Below are 14,414 nucleotides of genomic sequence, written 5' to 3' on the forward strand. Positions count from 1 at the left end.
GATGCACGCCGGTGCGCACTGGGGAGCCCCATACTTTCGCGGTGGCTGCATTCGGCCCGGGGCAGGTCACGAATAGATGCGAAGCGTATCATGTGCGACCCGGCTCAGCCCGGGTCAAGCGCGGCCCCCAAAGCCCCCCAAGAGGACGGGAGACCACCGCAAATGCCTGTCGCACGCTCGGCGAAACGTTGGCTCGCGCCGGCGGCAAAGACGTTGGCGCCCCGCCTGTTCTGGCGCCGCAAGTACGGCATCCTGCAACGCCTCGGCGAGGCCCGGCAGGACGTGCGACTGGTCGCGTCGCTGTGCGATCCCGACCGCGTCTCGCTCGACATCGGGGCCGACGTCGGCGAGTTCACGATCGCGATGCTCGCGGCGTCGCGATCGGTGATCGCGTTCGAACCGCGGCCGGCCCAGGCGCGCGACCTCGCGTCGATGTTCGACGCGGTCGGCGCGCCGGTCCGGGTGGAGGCCGTGGCGCTTTCCGACAAGCCCGGCGTGACGACGATGCGGGTGGTGGAGTCCGACCCGGGCCGCAGCACGATCGACAGCGACAACGCCCTGGGCGACGCGGACGGCGGCGCGGTCCAAAGCATCGAGGTGCCGGTCAAGCGGCTCGACGACCTGCACCTGGGCGACGTCGGCCTGGTGAAGATCGACGTCGAGGGCCACGAACTGGCCGTGCTGCGCGGCGCGACGGACACGCTGACCCGCAACCGGCCGGCGGTCCTGGTGGAGGCCGAGGAACGCCACCATCCGGGCGCCGTCGCCGCGATCACCGAGCTGCTGTCGGGCCTCGGGTACGAGGGCCACTTCGACACCGGCGACGGCCGGCGGCCGATCGGGGAGTTCGACGCGGTGCGGCACCAGGACCCGGCCAACATCGGCGGCCGCGGGGACGGCTGGGCGGCGCACGGCGTCTACGTCAACAACTTCGTCTTCGTCCCGAAGGGCGTGTGAAACGGCTCACAGCCGTGCCCCGGACTGTCACGGCCGGCCCGCCCGCGGTGTCTCAAGGGCACGAGCCCCCTGAGAGTAGGAGACAGAAATGACCCAGCCGGCCGCCCCAAGAACCCACGTCGTCGTCGTCGGCGGCGGATACGCCGGAACGCTGGCCGCCAACCACCTGCGCCGGCGCGCCGACGTCGACATCACCCTGGTCAACCCGCGCCCGGTGTTCGTCGAGCGGATCCGGCTGCACCAGCTGGTGGCCGACACCAGCGCGGCGGTCGCCGACTACGACACGCTGCTGGGCGAGGGCGTCGGGCTGGTCATCGACGCCGTCGACCGCATCGAGGCGGCCGACCGGCGCCTGATGCTGGCCTCGGGCGCCGAGCTGGACTACGACTACCTGATCTACGCCGTCGGCAGCACCGGCGCGATGCCGCTGACCGTGCCCGGCGCGGCCGAGTTCGCGCACTCGGTCGCCGACCTGGAAAGCGCGCAGCGGCTGCGCTACGCCCTCGCCGACCTGCCGCTGGCGTCGCCCGTCACCGTGGTGGGCGGCGGTCTGACCGGCATCGAAACCGCGTCCGAGCTGGCCGAAGCGGGGCGCCCGGTGACCCTGGTCTGCGGCGGCATCCTCGGCCCCTCGCTCAGCGACCGTGGGCGGCGGTCCGTCGGCAAGCAGCTGCGCCACCTCGGCGTCAACGTCCTCGAATCCGCCGCGACAAGCCAGGTGCGCTGGGACGCGGTGGTGCTCACCGACGGAGCGGTGCTGCCCAGCGCGGCGACGGTGTGGACGGCGGGTTTCGCCGTACCGGACCTGGCCGCGCGCAGCGGGCTGAGCACCGACGCGCTGGGCCGGCTGCTCACCGACGAGACGCTGACCAGCATCGACGACCAGCGCATCGTCGCCGCGGGTGACGCGGCCGCGCCGTCGGGCCAGCCGCTGCGGATGAGCTGCCAGGCCGCCGGCCCGCTCGGGATCCAGGCCGCCAACACGGTGCTCAGCCGCATCGCGGGAGAGGCCCCGGCGCTGCTGGACCAGGCGTTCACGGGGCAGTGCGTCAGCCTGGGCCGTTCGCACGGCACCATCCAGCTCGCCCGCAAGGACGACACCCCGGTGGAGGTCTACGTCGGCGGCCGGGTCGCGGCATCGGTGAAGGAGACGGTCTGCAAGGGCACGCTGTGGGCCATCCGGCGCGAGGCCGCCAAGCCCGGCTCGTACTTCTGGTTCAAGGGCGGCAGGCGGCTCGCGCAATCCCCGGCCGACGAGCAGGTCGCGCTGCCGTGACCCCACCGTCCGAGCACGCCGAACGATTCACGGTGTTGCGACCGTTGCTGTTCACGATCGCCTACGAGATCCTCGGCTCGGCGACCGAGGCCGACGACGTGCTACAGGACAGCTATCTGCGGTGGGCCGACGTGGACCTGACGGCCGTGCGCGACACCAAGTCCTACCTGGCCCAGCTGGTCACCCGGCAGGCGCTGAACGCGCTGCGGGCCGACGCGCGCCGCCGCGAGGAGTACGTGGGGCCCTGGCTGCCCGAGCCGCTGCTCCTCGACGAGCAGGATCCCTCGGCCGATGTCGTTCTGGCGGAATCGGTTTCGATGGCGATGCTGGTGTTGCTGGAAACCCTCAGCCCCGACGAGCGCGCGGTGTTCGTGCTGCGCGAGGTGTTCGGCTTCGACTACGGCGAGATCGCCGACGCGGTCGGCAAGCCGGCGCCCACCGTGCGTCAGGTCGCGCACCGCGCGCGCGAACACGTGCGGGCGCGGCGCAAGCGTTTCGACGCCGCCGACCCGGAACGCAACGCCGAAATCACCGCCCAGTTCCTGGCCACGGCGGCCAGCGGCGACGTCGAGGCGCTGATGGCGATGCTCGCCCCGGACGCCACCTGGACGGCCGACAGCGGCGGCGTCGTCAGCGCCGCCCGCCGCCCGGTCGTCGGCGCCGACCGGGTGGCCCGGGCGATCGCCGGGCTGATGCGCAAGGCCGCCGGCATGCCCGGGGCGCGCGTGGACATGGTGACCTGCAACAGCGCCCCGGCCGTGCTGCTCTACCTCGGCGAACAGCTCGAGGGCGTGATCACCCTGGAGATTGCCGGCGACAAGATCACCAACTTCTACGTGATGCGCAACCCGCAAAAGCTGGCGGCCCTGGCCACTGCTCGCGACATCAGCCGCGGCTAGGCGGCAGACTAGGGCGGTGCGAACCGACCGGCTTGGCGACCTCGGCGCCGCCCCCCGGGTGCTGCGCGCCGTCGGCGACGCCACCGGCCGGCTCGGGTTGCCGCCGCCCGCCGCACTGACCGGCGAGTGGTTCGGTTCGCCGGCGGTGATCGCGCCCAGCCTGGCGGCGCGGCCGGTCGCCGTCGACGACGCCTTCGCGGTCCGGCTGGGCGCCCCGGCGCCCGACTCGGAGGCGGTGGGCGGCGGGTGGGTCGGCTACCTGTCCTATCCCGATCCCGGCGCCGACGGCCGGCGAAACCGGATCCCCGAGGCCGCCGGCGGCTGGACCGACTGCGTCCTGCGCCGCGACCGCGACGGCATCTGGTGGTACGAAAGCCTGTCCGGCGCGTCGATGCCGGGCTGGCTGAGCGCCGCGCTGGCGGCCGGGCCGTCACCTCCGCGTGAGTGCCGGATCGACTGGGGCGCCGCCGACCGGGCCGCGCACCGCGACGGGGTCCTGGCCTGTCTGGAGGCGATCCGCGCCGGCGAGGTCTATCAGGCCTGCGTATGCACGCAATTCACGGGTTCGGTCAGCGGGGCCCCGCTGGATTTCTTCGCCGACGGCGTGGCGCGCACCTCCCCGGCCCGGGCGGCCTACGTCGCGGGGCCGTGGGGCGCGGTGGCGTCGCTGTCCCCGGAACTTTTCCTGCGGCGTCGCGGCGCGGTCGTGACGTCCAGCCCCATCAAGGGCACGCTGCCGCTGGATGCCTGGCCGTCCGCGCTGCGCGCGTCGGCCAAGGACGTCGCGGAAAACATCATGATCGTCGACCTGGTCCGCAATGACCTCGGCCGCGTGGCGAGCGTCGGCACGGTCACCGTGCCCGAGCTGCTGGTGGTGCGCCGCGCGCCGGGCGTGTGGCACCTGGTCTCCACGGTGTCGGCGCGCGTTCCGGTCGAGGTCCCGACGTCGGCGTTGCTGGACGCCGCCTTCCCCCCGGCTTCGGTCACCGGAACTCCCAAACACCGTGCGCGGCAACTGATTTCGCAGTGGGAGCATAACCGTCGCGGCATCTACTGCGGGACAATCGGTTTGGCCTCCCCGATCGCCGGATGCGAGCTGAACGTCGCGATCCGCACCGTCGAGTTCGACGCGGGCGGCGGTGCCGTGCTCGGCGTCGGCGGCGGCATCACCGCCGACTCCGATCCCGACGCCGAATGGGACGAGTGCCTGCACAAGGCGGCCCCGATCGTCGGCTTGCCGCTGATCGCGGCGGCCGGTTAGGTGACGCGTCGGCGCCCCGGCCGTGAATTTCGGCTAACCCCCCACGCGACGTGCGGCTTTTGCTTAAGCTTCAGGGATTGACCCGCGCCGATCGCGAGTCGACTGCCGGAGGGGGCCGTCATGAGAATCGCTGTGCTGGGCGCCGTCGCGTCCGCCCTGATGGGCGGGACGCTGGCGGTCACGCCCCTGACCTCGGTCAGCTCGCCGCTGCCCGCCGCGGGACCATGCGGCCCCGGCGGGGCCCCCTGCCAGAAGGTGGCGTCGGTTCTAATGCCCGAGACGCCGCCGTCGGCGCCCGGCACGCAGGCCGCCCCCGCCGCGAACACAGGGGACGCACCCAAGCCGGTCGCGGAGGCGACCAACCCGACAATGCCCGGTGGCCCGGGGAGCACTGGAGCGGTGTCCGGGGCACCGCGAATCGGCGGGAGCGGCGGCGCACCCGCCTCGGGGGCCTCGTTTCCGGGCGGATTCGACTCGGGTTTGCCTGACGCCGCGGCCGCGGTCCTGCCGCAACTGCCCGGCGCCATAGACAACGCGGCCGCGATCTCCGCCGCGCCCGCCGGGGCACAAACCGCCTGGTCGATCGTCCAGGGCGTGGTCGGCGTGGGAACCACCGTGGTCGGTGTGGGGACCAGCGTCGTGGCAACCGCCTCCACCGCGGCCATCGCGCTCGCCTACCTCAAGAGCAGCGGCCTGCTGCCGGCCGGCTTCACCCTTGGCGTGCCGGCCATCCCGGGCCTTGCCCTCGCGGCGGCGGCCGTCCCGAGTGCGGCGGCGGCCGTTCCGGGTGCGTCCGCCGCTATTCCGGCGGTGTTGGCGGCCGCGCCGGGCGCCCTGCCCGCGCTGCCCGCCTTGCCCGCGGTTCCCGCCGGGTTGCCGGCCCTGCCCGCCGCCCCGCCGCTGCCGGCCCTGCCCGCCGCCCCACCGCTGCCGGCCCTGCCCCCGCTGCCGGCCGGTCCGCCGCCCCTTCCGCCGCTGCCGGCGTTACCGCCGCTCCCCGCGGGGCCACCCCCGCTGCCGCCGCTGCCCGGGCCGCCGCCCCTGCCGCCGCACCCGCAGATCTGCACGCCGGGGATCGGCCCGCTCAAGGCCTGCACGCCTTAGAAGAGCTACTCGCCGCGTAGCTGCAGAACCGCGTCGTAGAGCTGGCGCGTCCGCACGTCCGGATGCGCCGCGGCGACCTCGCTGCACGCGTCCTTGACGCGCACCCCGCCGGCGACCAGCTCCTCCACCTGCGCCACTAGCGACGGCAGGTCGGCGCGCGGCGTCGCGCCGGCGAGCACCACCGTGATCTCGCCGAGCACCCCGTCGGCCGCCCACGCCGCCAGCTCCTCGAGCGACCCGCGCACCACTTCCTCGTGCACCTTGGTCAGCTCCCGGCAGACCACCGCGCGGCGGGCACCGCCCAGTTCGTCGGCGGCGTCGCGCAGGCACGCCGCCAGCCGCCGCGGCGATTCGAAGAACACACAGGTGCGTCGCTCGTTGGCCAGCGAGGCCAGCCAGGTTCGGCGCGCCGCCTTCCTGCGCGGGGCGAACCCCTCGAAGCAGAACCGCTCCGACGGCAACCCGGACACCGCGAGCGCGGTCGTCACCGCCGACGGCCCGGGCAGGCAGGTCACGGGAACCCCGGCCTCGACGCACGCGGTCACCAGCCGGTAGCCGGGGTCGCTGATCAACGGCATCCCGGCGTCGCTGACCAACAGCACCGTCGCGCCGGCCGTCATCGCGTCGACCAGGGCGGGCACCCGGGCGGCCTCGACCCGGTCGTACAGGCTGACCACCCGCCCCTTGATATCGGCGTCCAGCGCCTTGGCCAGGATCCGCAGCCGCCGGGTGTCCTCGGCGGCCACCACGTCGGCGCGGGCCAGCGCGTCGATCAGGCGTGGCGAGGCATCCGACGGCTGGCCCAGCGGTGTCGCGCCCAGTAATAGGCGACCGGAGGTCATGACGGACAGCCTACGATCGACGTGATGACCGCCCCGCCCCGCGAAAGCGCCGTCGCCGAGCGCGAGCGTGTCGTACCCCTCGACAGCCCCGGTCCGCTCGTTCCGGTGGTGGACTTCGGGCCGACCGACACCATCCGCGGCTGGGTCGCGACCGGCGTGATCACGGTGCTGGCGACGGTGACCCGCTTCCTCAACCTGGGCTCGCCGACCGATGCCGGCACGCCCGTCTTCGACGAGAAGCACTACGCGCCGCAGGCGTGGCAGGTGCTGCACAACCACGGGGTGGAGGACAACCCCGGGTTCGGTCTGGTGGTGCACCCGCCGGTCGGCAAGCAATTGATCGCGTTCGGCGAGGCGATCTTCGGCTACAACGGGATCGGCTGGCGGTTCACCGGCGCGCTGCTCGGCGTCGTCATGGTGGTGCTGGTGATGCGGATCGTGCGGCGGATCAGCCGCTCGACGCTGGTCGGCGCGATCGCCGGGGTGCTGGTCATCTGCGACGGCGTCAGCTTCGTCACCGCGCGGACCGCCCTGCTCGACGGCCTGCTGACCTTCTTCGTGGTGGCGGCGTTCGGCGCGCTCATCGTCGACCGCGATCAGGTGCGCTGGCGGCTGCACATCGCGCTGGCGGAGGGCCGCAGCGCCGAAACCGTTTGGGGCCCAAGGCTGGGCGTGCGCTGGTGGCGCTTTCTAGCCGGGGTGATGCTCGGATTGGCTTGCGGGACAAAGTGGTCCGGCCTGTATTTCGTGCTGTTCTTCGGCGTCATGTCGTTGGCGTTCGACGTCGCGGCGCGGCGCCAATATCAAGTCAACCGGCCATGGCTGGGGGTCTTACGGCGCGACCTGGTGCCCACCGGGTACGCGCTGGCCCTGATTCCCTTCGCGGTCTACCTCGCCAGCTACGCGCCGTGGTTCGCGTCCGAGACCGCGATCGACCGCCACGAGGTCGGCCAGTCGATCGGCCCGCACTCCGTTGTTCCGGTGCCCGACGCAATTCGCTCGCTATGGCACTACACCGCCAAGGCCTTCCAGTTCCACGCAGGCCTGACGAATTCCGCCGGCAACTACCACCCGTGGGAATCAAAACCGTGGAGCTGGCCGATGTCGTTGCGGCCGGTTCTGTACGCCATCGATCAGCAGAACGTCCCCGGCTGCGGCGCGCAGTCGTGCGTCAAGGCGGAGATGTTGGTGGGCACGCCCGCTCTATGGTTTCTCGCGGTGCCGGTGCTGCTCTACGCGCTTTGGCGAACGCTGGTGCGCCGCGACTGGCGCTATGGGGCCGTCTTAACCGGTTACTGCGCGGGGTGGCTGCCATGGTTCGCCGACATCGATCGGCAGATGTACTTCTTCTACGCCTCGACGATGGCGCCGTTTTTGGCCATGGGCATCGCGCTGATCTGCGGCGACATCCTCTACGCCCGCAATCAAGGGTCCGAGCGACGCACTTTGGGACTGATCGCGGTCTCGTGTTACGTGGCCCTAGTGGTGACGAACTTCGCGTGGCTGTTCCCGGTGCTGACCGGCCTGCCGATCTCCCAGCAGACGTGGAACATGGAGATCTGGCTGCCCAGCTGGCGTTAGTTCTTTGTGCGGCTGCGTCGAGATTGCCGTGGTGGCTGCGATTGGCGCGCGATCACGACCATGACGGCAATCTCGGCACAAAATCGGCGAACTACACCGGGTCGCGGGCGGCGGGACAGGACATGCACCGCGGGCCGCCGCGGCCGGTGCTCAACTCCGAACCCGCGATGGTGAGCACCTCGATGCCCTCCTCCTCGAGGCGGGCATTGGTCTGCGCGTTGCGCTCGTAGGCGACGACGACGCCGGGCGCCAGGGCCAACGTGTTGTTGCCGTCGTCCCACTGCTCGCGCTCGGCGACGAGGGGGTCCAGCCCGGTGCCGATGACCCGCAGCTTGTCGATGCCCATCGCCTTGGCGGCCGCCTCCGGGAACGGCGTCTCGTCGCCGATGGTGACGCCGTCGGGGGTGCGCTGGATCGTGAAGGCCGACAGCGTGTCGACGACGTTCGCGTACATCACCACGGTGTCGGTGTCGACCATCGTGCACACCGTGTCCAGGTGCATCTGCGCGCGCCGCTGGGCGATCGGCACCGCGAGCACCGTGTGCGCGAGATCGTCGTCGAAGAGGCTGCGCGCCAACGCTTCCGCGCCGGCCGGGGTGGTTCGTTCGCCGACCCCGACCGCGAGCACGCCGGGGGCGAGCAGCAGCACGTCGCCGCCCTCGACGGGGGCGGTGCGCGACTCGTAGGCGCGCCGCACCCCGGTGAACCGCGGGTGATGGGCGTAGATCAGATCGGTCAGCGATGCCTCGCGAACGCGCGCCCGCAGCGCCAGGGTCGGGATCACCACCCGCGGCCCGATCCATATCGACGAGTCGCGGGTGAACACCAGGTTCGGCAGCGGATCGATGACGAAATCCGCCTCGTGGTGCATGCGCAGCACCAGGGAGACCTCGGTGCGGGTGTCCGGCGGCAGCTCGTTGAACGTCATGCCGGCCATCAGCACGTTGGCCAGCGTCACCGGGTCCAGCCCGCGCAGGTAGGCCGAAAGTTCTTGCGCCAGTGGCGTTCCGAGCCTGCGGGCGTCCACCGCGGCGGCGACGCCCTGCATCCGGGCCGCCCCGCTGTGACTGAGCGCCTCGGTCAGCAGGTCCGACAGCAGCAGCACCTCGACCCCGCGGGACCGCAGCAGCTCGACAAACTGGTCGTGCTCCTCCTGCGCCCGCGCGACCCAGGGCAGGCCGTCGAAGAGCAGCTGGTCGTTGTTGCGCGGATTGAGCCGGCGCAGCTCGGCGCCGGGGCGGTGCAGGATGGCGACCCGCAGCGCGCCCACTTCGGAATTGGTGCCCAGCTCAACAACACCCACCCTGAAAACGGTAGCCGGTCGCGAGCCCGGCCCCATCCTCATCGAACGGATGTGCGATAAACTGGGCGCCGTGAGCATCGCGGTACAGGGCTCGCTGTTCCAGCACACCGAGCGCAGGCAGCTCGGTGACGGCGCCTTCATCGAGGTCCGCGCCAGCTGGCTGGCCGAGGCCGACGACCTGCTCGCCGACCTGCTGTCGACCGTTCCATGGCGGGCCGAGCGCCGCCACATGTACGACCGGGTGGTCGACGTGCCGCGGCTGGTCAGTTTTCACGACCTGACGGTGGAGGATCCCCCACACCCGCTGCTGGGCAAGCTGCGGCGGCGGCTCAATGACATCTACGCGGGCGAGCTCGGCGAGCCCTTCACCACCGTCGGATTGTGTTGTTACCGCGACGGCTCGGACAGCGTCGCCTGGCATGGCGACACCATCGGGCGCAGCAACTCGCAGGACACCATGGTGGCGATCGTCAGCCTGGGCGCGACCCGGACGTTTGCGATGCGGCGGCGCGGCGGCGGGCCGTCGCTGCGACTGCCTCAGGCGCACGGCGATCTGCTGGTGATGGGCGGATCATGCCAGCGCACCTGGGAGCACGCGGTGCCAAAGACGTCGGCGCCCACCGGCCCGCGCGTGAGCATCCAGTTCCGGCCCCGCGACGTGCGTTAGCGGCGCTGCCGCGGACGCGGCAGCAACGTCCCTGCGGGGCGCCGTGGGTCGCCGCCATCGGCTAGGAACGGACCGCGGCCACGGCCTTGACGAGCAGGTCGCGCGCGCGTTGGGTGTCGATCTTGGCCACCGGCTGGTCCGGAATGACGAGCGGATTGGCGATGACGATCACCTGGTAATCCCCGAATTGAGCCGAATAGTCGTACAGCTCGCCGATGCGAGCTCCCCCGCCGACCACGGCCTGCAGGACGCGGTGCACGCCCGTCGTGCGGGCCCCGTCGATGTGCGGCGCATCGATCACCTCGATGCCGCCCCTTACCCCGGTCCCGGCGAATGCGACCTTGGTGCAGTCCTTTCCGGGCTCGTTGAACGGCAGGGCCTTTGACGTCTCCAGGGCGATGACGACGAACCGGTTGCCGTTGCCCTCGGCGGAGACGGCGGCCATGTTGCCCTGCAGGTCGGGTGGCATGTCCGGGCCCACCGCCACTTTCGCGCAGTTCGCCGGGTCGAAGGTCAGGCCGTCGGGCAGTTTGCGGGCCGAGAGCAGCTTGGGGTCGACGCCGCGAACGGGGATGTCGGTGACCTTGTAGTCGGGCCCGAAGCTGGACTTGACATCGGCGACCTTGCCGATGTCCGCCTTCGCGGGTGCGGGGTCGCCGCCCGACGAGCATCCGGCGAGCACGCACACGGATGCGGTCGCGAGCAACACCTTCAACATCGTGGCCAATCTACCCAACACGGACGCTCAGCCGCGCAACGTGGACACCGTTTTGACGAGCAGGTCGGCGGCGAATTGCGGCGGCAGCGCGGGCAGCGCCGAACCGGGGTCGGTGGTCAGCGTCGTGAACGCGTAGTAGTTGCCCAGATACGCGGTGAAGGTGTATGTGCGCGAATCGATTTCGGTTCCGGACTCGACGGACGACTTGGTGTCGGCCACCATGCCGAGGGTCGCGACACCGTCGATGTGGGGGGCATCGACGAGCCGAACGCTTGCCGTGGTGTGACCGTCGCCCATGGTCCACCGCCCGCACGCCGCAACGACGCCCTGGTCGAGGTCCACCGGCCCCGGCAAAGTCATCACCACCGCGTCGACGATGCCGCCGGTCCCCGACCCGGAGAAGCCCTGCGCGGATTGGTCACGCCCGTTGCCCGGGTCGGCCAGCGTCGCGCACTGCGGCGGCTTGGCCGTCGCGTCGGCTTGGAGGCTCCAGACGACACTCGGGGTGAGCCCGCTCGGGATGCCGGTGGCCACCTCGTAGTGCGGCGGCAGCGCGCCGACCACCCGCTTGATGTTGGCGGGGTTGACGGTGGCGTTGGGGGTGGCCGATTTGGTGGGCGTGGCGGACGGCGCGGGCGCCGACGCGTGCGCGCACGCCGCCAGCAGGACCACTGGAACGCCAATCCAGAAGGGCCGCATGCCCGTTCAGCCGACCGCTTCGATCACTTGACGGGCGACGCGCTTGATCTGTTCGGCCATGTGGCGTCCGAAAATCAGCCGGCGGGGCACGTCGATGACGGTGGTGATGACGCCGATATCCTCGCGCTCCCAGACCGCGCCGTAGTGGTCCATGATCGCGCGCATCGGCGAGTTGTCGGAAAGCATTCGCGCGGAGAACCTTTCGACGCCGTCGACCCTCGCGGCGATGGACAGCGCGCTGATCAGGAAGCTGCCGATGCCCCGGCCCTGATAGGCGTCGGCGACGAGGAAGGCGATCTCGGCGGTCGTCGGATCGTTCTGGTCGCGAACGAAGCGGGCGTCGGCCACCGGGTCATCCCCGTCGGTCACCACCCACACGAAGTGATCGACGTAGTCGACCTCGGACAGATAGTGCAGCAGCGCCGGGGTGGGGACGCGGGCCGTCATGAACCGCCGATACAGCGTCTCGCTGGAGAACTGGATGTGGCCGTGCACGGTGCGCTCGTCGTCGCCGGGCAGGACCGGGCGCAGCATCAGGCGGGTGCCGTCGCGAACCTCGATGGGGATCGGGGTGATGAATTCGGCCAGGCGCTGGCGCACCGTGCGCAGCAACCGCGGCATGACCCCCGGCAGGTGCACCATCCGGATGAAGGCGTCGTTGTCGCCGATCCAGCCGGTCAGCGGTTCGGCCGTGGTGACGGTCGCGATGCGCGGGATGTTCCGCAACAGGGCGATCTCCCCCACGATGGTGCCCGGCGACACCTGCCCGGCGTTGACCGTGCCGTCGTTGTCGACTCGCTTGATTTCGGCGGTTCCCGACGAGATGAGCAGGAACGACACCGCCAGCTCACCCTGCTGCATCAGCACCTGGCCCGCGGCGGCGCGCAGCGGCTGGAGGCGGGCCGCCAGCGGCACCAGCTCCTCGATTGGGCAGCCTTCGAAGATGTCCATCGTCGCGAGCTCTTCGGCCCGCGCGCCGGTCAGTTCGGCCACTGCGATGTCCCCGCTGATCCGTGTTGTGATCTCGGACCCTGTCCACGTTATGGGTTGCGTTCCCGGCGCGGCAAGGATGCGCCGCCGTAACCGTAGCCTGCCGTTCTCGTCAGCCGGCCCGGTCGATGTCGAACAACGTCACGGGCGGAAGTTAATCCGTTGTGCCGGAACGATTCTCGTCGCCGGGGTGCAGCACGAAGTCGGCGACGATCGTGGCCATGCCGTCGATGGCGCGCCGAGACGTGACCTCGTAGCCGTGTGTGCTGAGCGTCGGCAGGCACAGCAGGGCCGCCCGCGGGGTCAGCCCGTTGGCCTTGGAGTGGGAGGCGTCGGACTCGAACGCGCCGAGCACCGCGGCCTGCGGCTGCAGTCCCTTGTCGGAGGCGATGGCCATCAGCCGATCGGCGACGTCCTTGTCGTAGACGCATAGGGCGTCGCTGTAGCCGACGATCGGACCGCCGGCCACGGTGGTCCCGTACTCCTGCTCGGTGGGCCCGACCTCGAGCGCGAGCGTGAGCGTGCCGGGGAGCGCGGCGCTGGCGTAGGAACCGCCCACCCCGCCGATCTCCTCGTTGGTGGTGAACACGAGGTAGACGTCGTCGTGGGGCCGCTTTCCGCTATCCCGCAGCAGTTGAGCGGCGCGCAGCAGGGCGGTCACCGCGGCGCGGTCGTCGAGGAAGTAGCAGCCGACGTAGTCGCCGATCTCGACCAGCGTCCTCTTGCTCCGCTCGACGCACACCCGCGTGCCGGGTCGCACGCCGGCGTCGGCCAGCTCCTCGCCGCTGCGGCCGGTGAAGACGTAGACGTGCTCCCAGTCCAGCGCCTTGTCACCCGCATCCGGCTTGGTCTCCCAGATCCGCCGGCTCTCCTTGGTGGTGTGCTCGGAGCCGAGGGTCAGCACCGCGGTGAGCGTCTCGTACTGGCCGAGGACGGCGACCGGGCCGAGCCCGAAGTTGCCGGGATACATGGTGCCCAGCTGCGTCACGTGCAGCGAACCGTCCGGCTCGATCCGCTTGACCAGCATCGACAATTCGTCCATGTGCGCCATGACGCGCGTCGCGGCGCTGGGTCCGGCGGTCGCGGCCGAGCGGTGCCGACGGCCTTCGGGGGCACCGCCCGCGGCGACGTAGCCGACGAGGTTGCCGGCCTCGTCGGTCCACATGTCGTCGACGACGGGTTCCAGTTCGCGGGCGCAGACCGCCCGCACCTCGTCCTCCTGGCCGCACGGCCCGTAGGTCCACAGCAGTTCTTTCAGCAGCGCTTCGGTCGCATCGGGATCACGGGGCGCCATCTGGTCCTTCCGCTCGATGGGCTCGGTCGACAACTGGATCAGTACCCAAATCGCGTACCGGCAACGCGGTCGAAAGTGGGTATTCGGCCTGCACGGTGTGAAGGAGACCAAAGTGACGAAGGATCATGGGTCCAGCGTCAAGAACGACAAACAGTACGAGGGTCCGCGTAAAAAGGGGATGAGCAAGTCCCGGGCGGCGGCGATCTCGAATTCGCCCGGCGCCTCCAGCCGGGGCGGCAAGAGTTCGGGCAACGCCCAAAGCAGCCGTAGCAGCGGTAGCGGCAGCGGCGGTAACACGTCCCAGAAGAAAGCCGCGGGCCGCAAGGGCGGCAAGAAGTCCAGCTAGCTCCTCAGCGCGCGGTCAACTGGCTGGTGATATCGAGTCCGGCGCCCGGGTCGTGGTGGTGGTCGGTGGTGTCCCGGCACTCGCCGTAGAGGATGATCTGTCCGCGGCTGTGGTCGGACGGCAAGAAGCTCATGTTCGCGGTCACACCGTTCTTGTTCAGCGTGGTGCCGTGGTAGTGCTGCCCCGGCGGGGCGCCCTCGCTCCAGCCGTGAGCGCGCATCGCGTCGCGGATGTGCCCGAAGTACGCGTCCGGGTCGCCCTGCAATAAAAACCCGATCGTCACCCTGCCCTGATAGGGGGGATCGCCTTGGTCGTTGCAGGAGGCGAACGAAAACCCCCCGTCGACGCCCTGCAGGTCCGCGGCGGCGACGATCTCCTTGGCCGGCTCGATCACCTGGGCCTTGGTCTGATCGTCGGTCAGCGGGTGGGCGGAATCGTCGAAGGGGTTGGAAGAGCCCGAGGAATGCGGTTTCGGAA

General features: G+C 70.9%; 15 protein-coding genes. 8 read left to right on the forward strand and 7 right to left on the reverse strand.

The features are described 5' to 3' along the window. The first annotated feature begins 162 nt into the window (after positions 1 to 162). From AC5Y7V_RS28640 to AC5Y7V_RS28660, 5 genes are all read left to right on the forward strand, one after another. Entirely contained in the window at positions 163 to 957 is a 795-nt protein-coding gene (locus tag AC5Y7V_RS28640) for an FkbM family methyltransferase (RefSeq protein ID WP_499883409.1), read from the forward strand. Positions 958 to 1,045: 88 nt separating this feature from the next. Then, entirely contained in the window at positions 1,046 to 2,233 is a 1,188-nt protein-coding gene (locus AC5Y7V_RS28645) for an NAD(P)/FAD-dependent oxidoreductase (RefSeq protein WP_499883410.1), read from the forward strand. After that, positions 2,230 to 3,132 (forward strand): RNA polymerase sigma-70 factor, encoded by a 903-nt coding sequence (locus tag AC5Y7V_RS28650; protein WP_499883411.1) that lies wholly within the window; start codon positions 2,230 to 2,232, stop codon positions 3,130 to 3,132. The genes AC5Y7V_RS28645 and AC5Y7V_RS28650 overlap by 4 nt, the downstream gene beginning before the upstream one ends. 16 nt (positions 3,133 to 3,148) lie before the next feature. Continuing rightward, the gene (locus tag AC5Y7V_RS28655) at positions 3,149 to 4,393 is read left to right on the forward strand and encodes an aminodeoxychorismate synthase component I (protein WP_499883412.1); all 1,245 of its coding nucleotides are present in this window, start codon (positions 3,149 to 3,151) and stop codon (positions 4,391 to 4,393) included. 120 nt (positions 4,394 to 4,513) lie between these two features. Next, complete coding sequence (locus tag AC5Y7V_RS28660; protein ID WP_499883413.1) at positions 4,514 to 5,497, forward strand: hypothetical protein; 984 nt, start codon at positions 4,514 to 4,516, stop codon at positions 5,495 to 5,497. 5 nt (positions 5,498 to 5,502) lie between these two features. On the opposite strand, the gene rsmI is transcribed toward AC5Y7V_RS28660, so the two are convergent. Then, the gene (rsmI, locus tag AC5Y7V_RS28665) at positions 5,503 to 6,339 is read right to left on the reverse strand and encodes a 16S rRNA (cytidine(1402)-2'-O)-methyltransferase (RefSeq protein ID WP_499883414.1); all 837 of its coding nucleotides are present in this window, start codon (positions 6,337 to 6,339) and stop codon (positions 5,503 to 5,505) included. Positions 6,340 to 6,363: 24 nt separating this feature from the next. Here rsmI and AC5Y7V_RS28670 point away from each other — a divergent pair, with 24 nt between their 5' ends. Beyond that, complete coding sequence (locus tag AC5Y7V_RS28670; RefSeq protein ID WP_499883415.1) at positions 6,364 to 7,920, forward strand: dolichyl-phosphate-mannose--protein mannosyltransferase; 1,557 nt, start codon at positions 6,364 to 6,366, stop codon at positions 7,918 to 7,920. Between the two features lie 91 nt (positions 7,921 to 8,011). Here the strand turns inward: AC5Y7V_RS28670 and arcA are convergent, their stop codons facing one another. Further along, positions 8,012 to 9,223, reverse strand: coding sequence for an arginine deiminase (gene arcA, locus AC5Y7V_RS28675; RefSeq protein ID WP_499883416.1), 1,212 nt, complete (start codon positions 9,221 to 9,223; stop codon positions 8,012 to 8,014). Between the two features lie 70 nt (positions 9,224 to 9,293). Between arcA and AC5Y7V_RS28680 the strand changes: the two genes are divergently transcribed. Further along, a complete protein-coding gene (locus tag AC5Y7V_RS28680) occupies positions 9,294 to 9,890 on the forward strand; it encodes an alpha-ketoglutarate-dependent dioxygenase AlkB (RefSeq protein WP_499883417.1) in 597 nt (198 codons plus the stop codon). Between the two features lie 61 nt (positions 9,891 to 9,951). Here AC5Y7V_RS28680 and AC5Y7V_RS28685 read toward each other — a convergent pair whose 3' ends face one another. The 4 genes from AC5Y7V_RS28685 to AC5Y7V_RS28700 all read right to left on the reverse strand — a co-directional run bounded on the left by AC5Y7V_RS28685 (position 9,952) and on the right by AC5Y7V_RS28700 (position 13,591). Further along, the gene (locus tag AC5Y7V_RS28685) at positions 9,952 to 10,608 is read right to left on the reverse strand and encodes a DUF5642 family protein (protein ID WP_499883418.1); all 657 of its coding nucleotides are present in this window, start codon (positions 10,606 to 10,608) and stop codon (positions 9,952 to 9,954) included. 27 nt (positions 10,609 to 10,635) lie between these two features. Continuing rightward, positions 10,636 to 11,307, reverse strand: coding sequence for a DUF5642 family protein (locus AC5Y7V_RS28690; protein WP_499883419.1), 672 nt, complete (start codon positions 11,305 to 11,307; stop codon positions 10,636 to 10,638). A 6-nt stretch (positions 11,308 to 11,313) separates the two neighbouring features. Further along, positions 11,314 to 12,258 (reverse strand): acetyltransferase Pat, encoded by a 945-nt coding sequence (gene pat / locus AC5Y7V_RS28695; protein WP_499883428.1) that lies wholly within the window; start codon positions 12,256 to 12,258, stop codon positions 11,314 to 11,316. Between the two features lie 193 nt (positions 12,259 to 12,451). Then, positions 12,452 to 13,591, reverse strand: coding sequence for a M42 family metallopeptidase (locus AC5Y7V_RS28700; protein ID WP_499883429.1), 1,140 nt, complete (start codon positions 13,589 to 13,591; stop codon positions 12,452 to 12,454). A 112-nt stretch (positions 13,592 to 13,703) separates the two neighbouring features. Here AC5Y7V_RS28700 and AC5Y7V_RS28705 point away from each other — a divergent pair, with 112 nt between their 5' ends. Continuing rightward, positions 13,704 to 13,937 carry a DUF7218 family protein gene (locus AC5Y7V_RS28705; protein ID WP_499883420.1) on the forward strand — a complete coding sequence of 78 codons (234 nt, stop codon included), beginning with the start codon at positions 13,704 to 13,706 and terminating at the stop codon, positions 13,935 to 13,937. 4 nt (positions 13,938 to 13,941) lie between these two features. On the opposite strand, the gene AC5Y7V_RS28710 is transcribed toward AC5Y7V_RS28705, so the two are convergent. Next, positions 13,942 to 14,414 (reverse strand): lipoprotein LppJ family protein (locus tag AC5Y7V_RS28710; RefSeq protein ID WP_499883421.1); only part of this gene is annotated, 473 nt, incomplete at its 5' end.

Source organism: Mycobacterium sp. NGS34 (assembly GCF_059812845.1).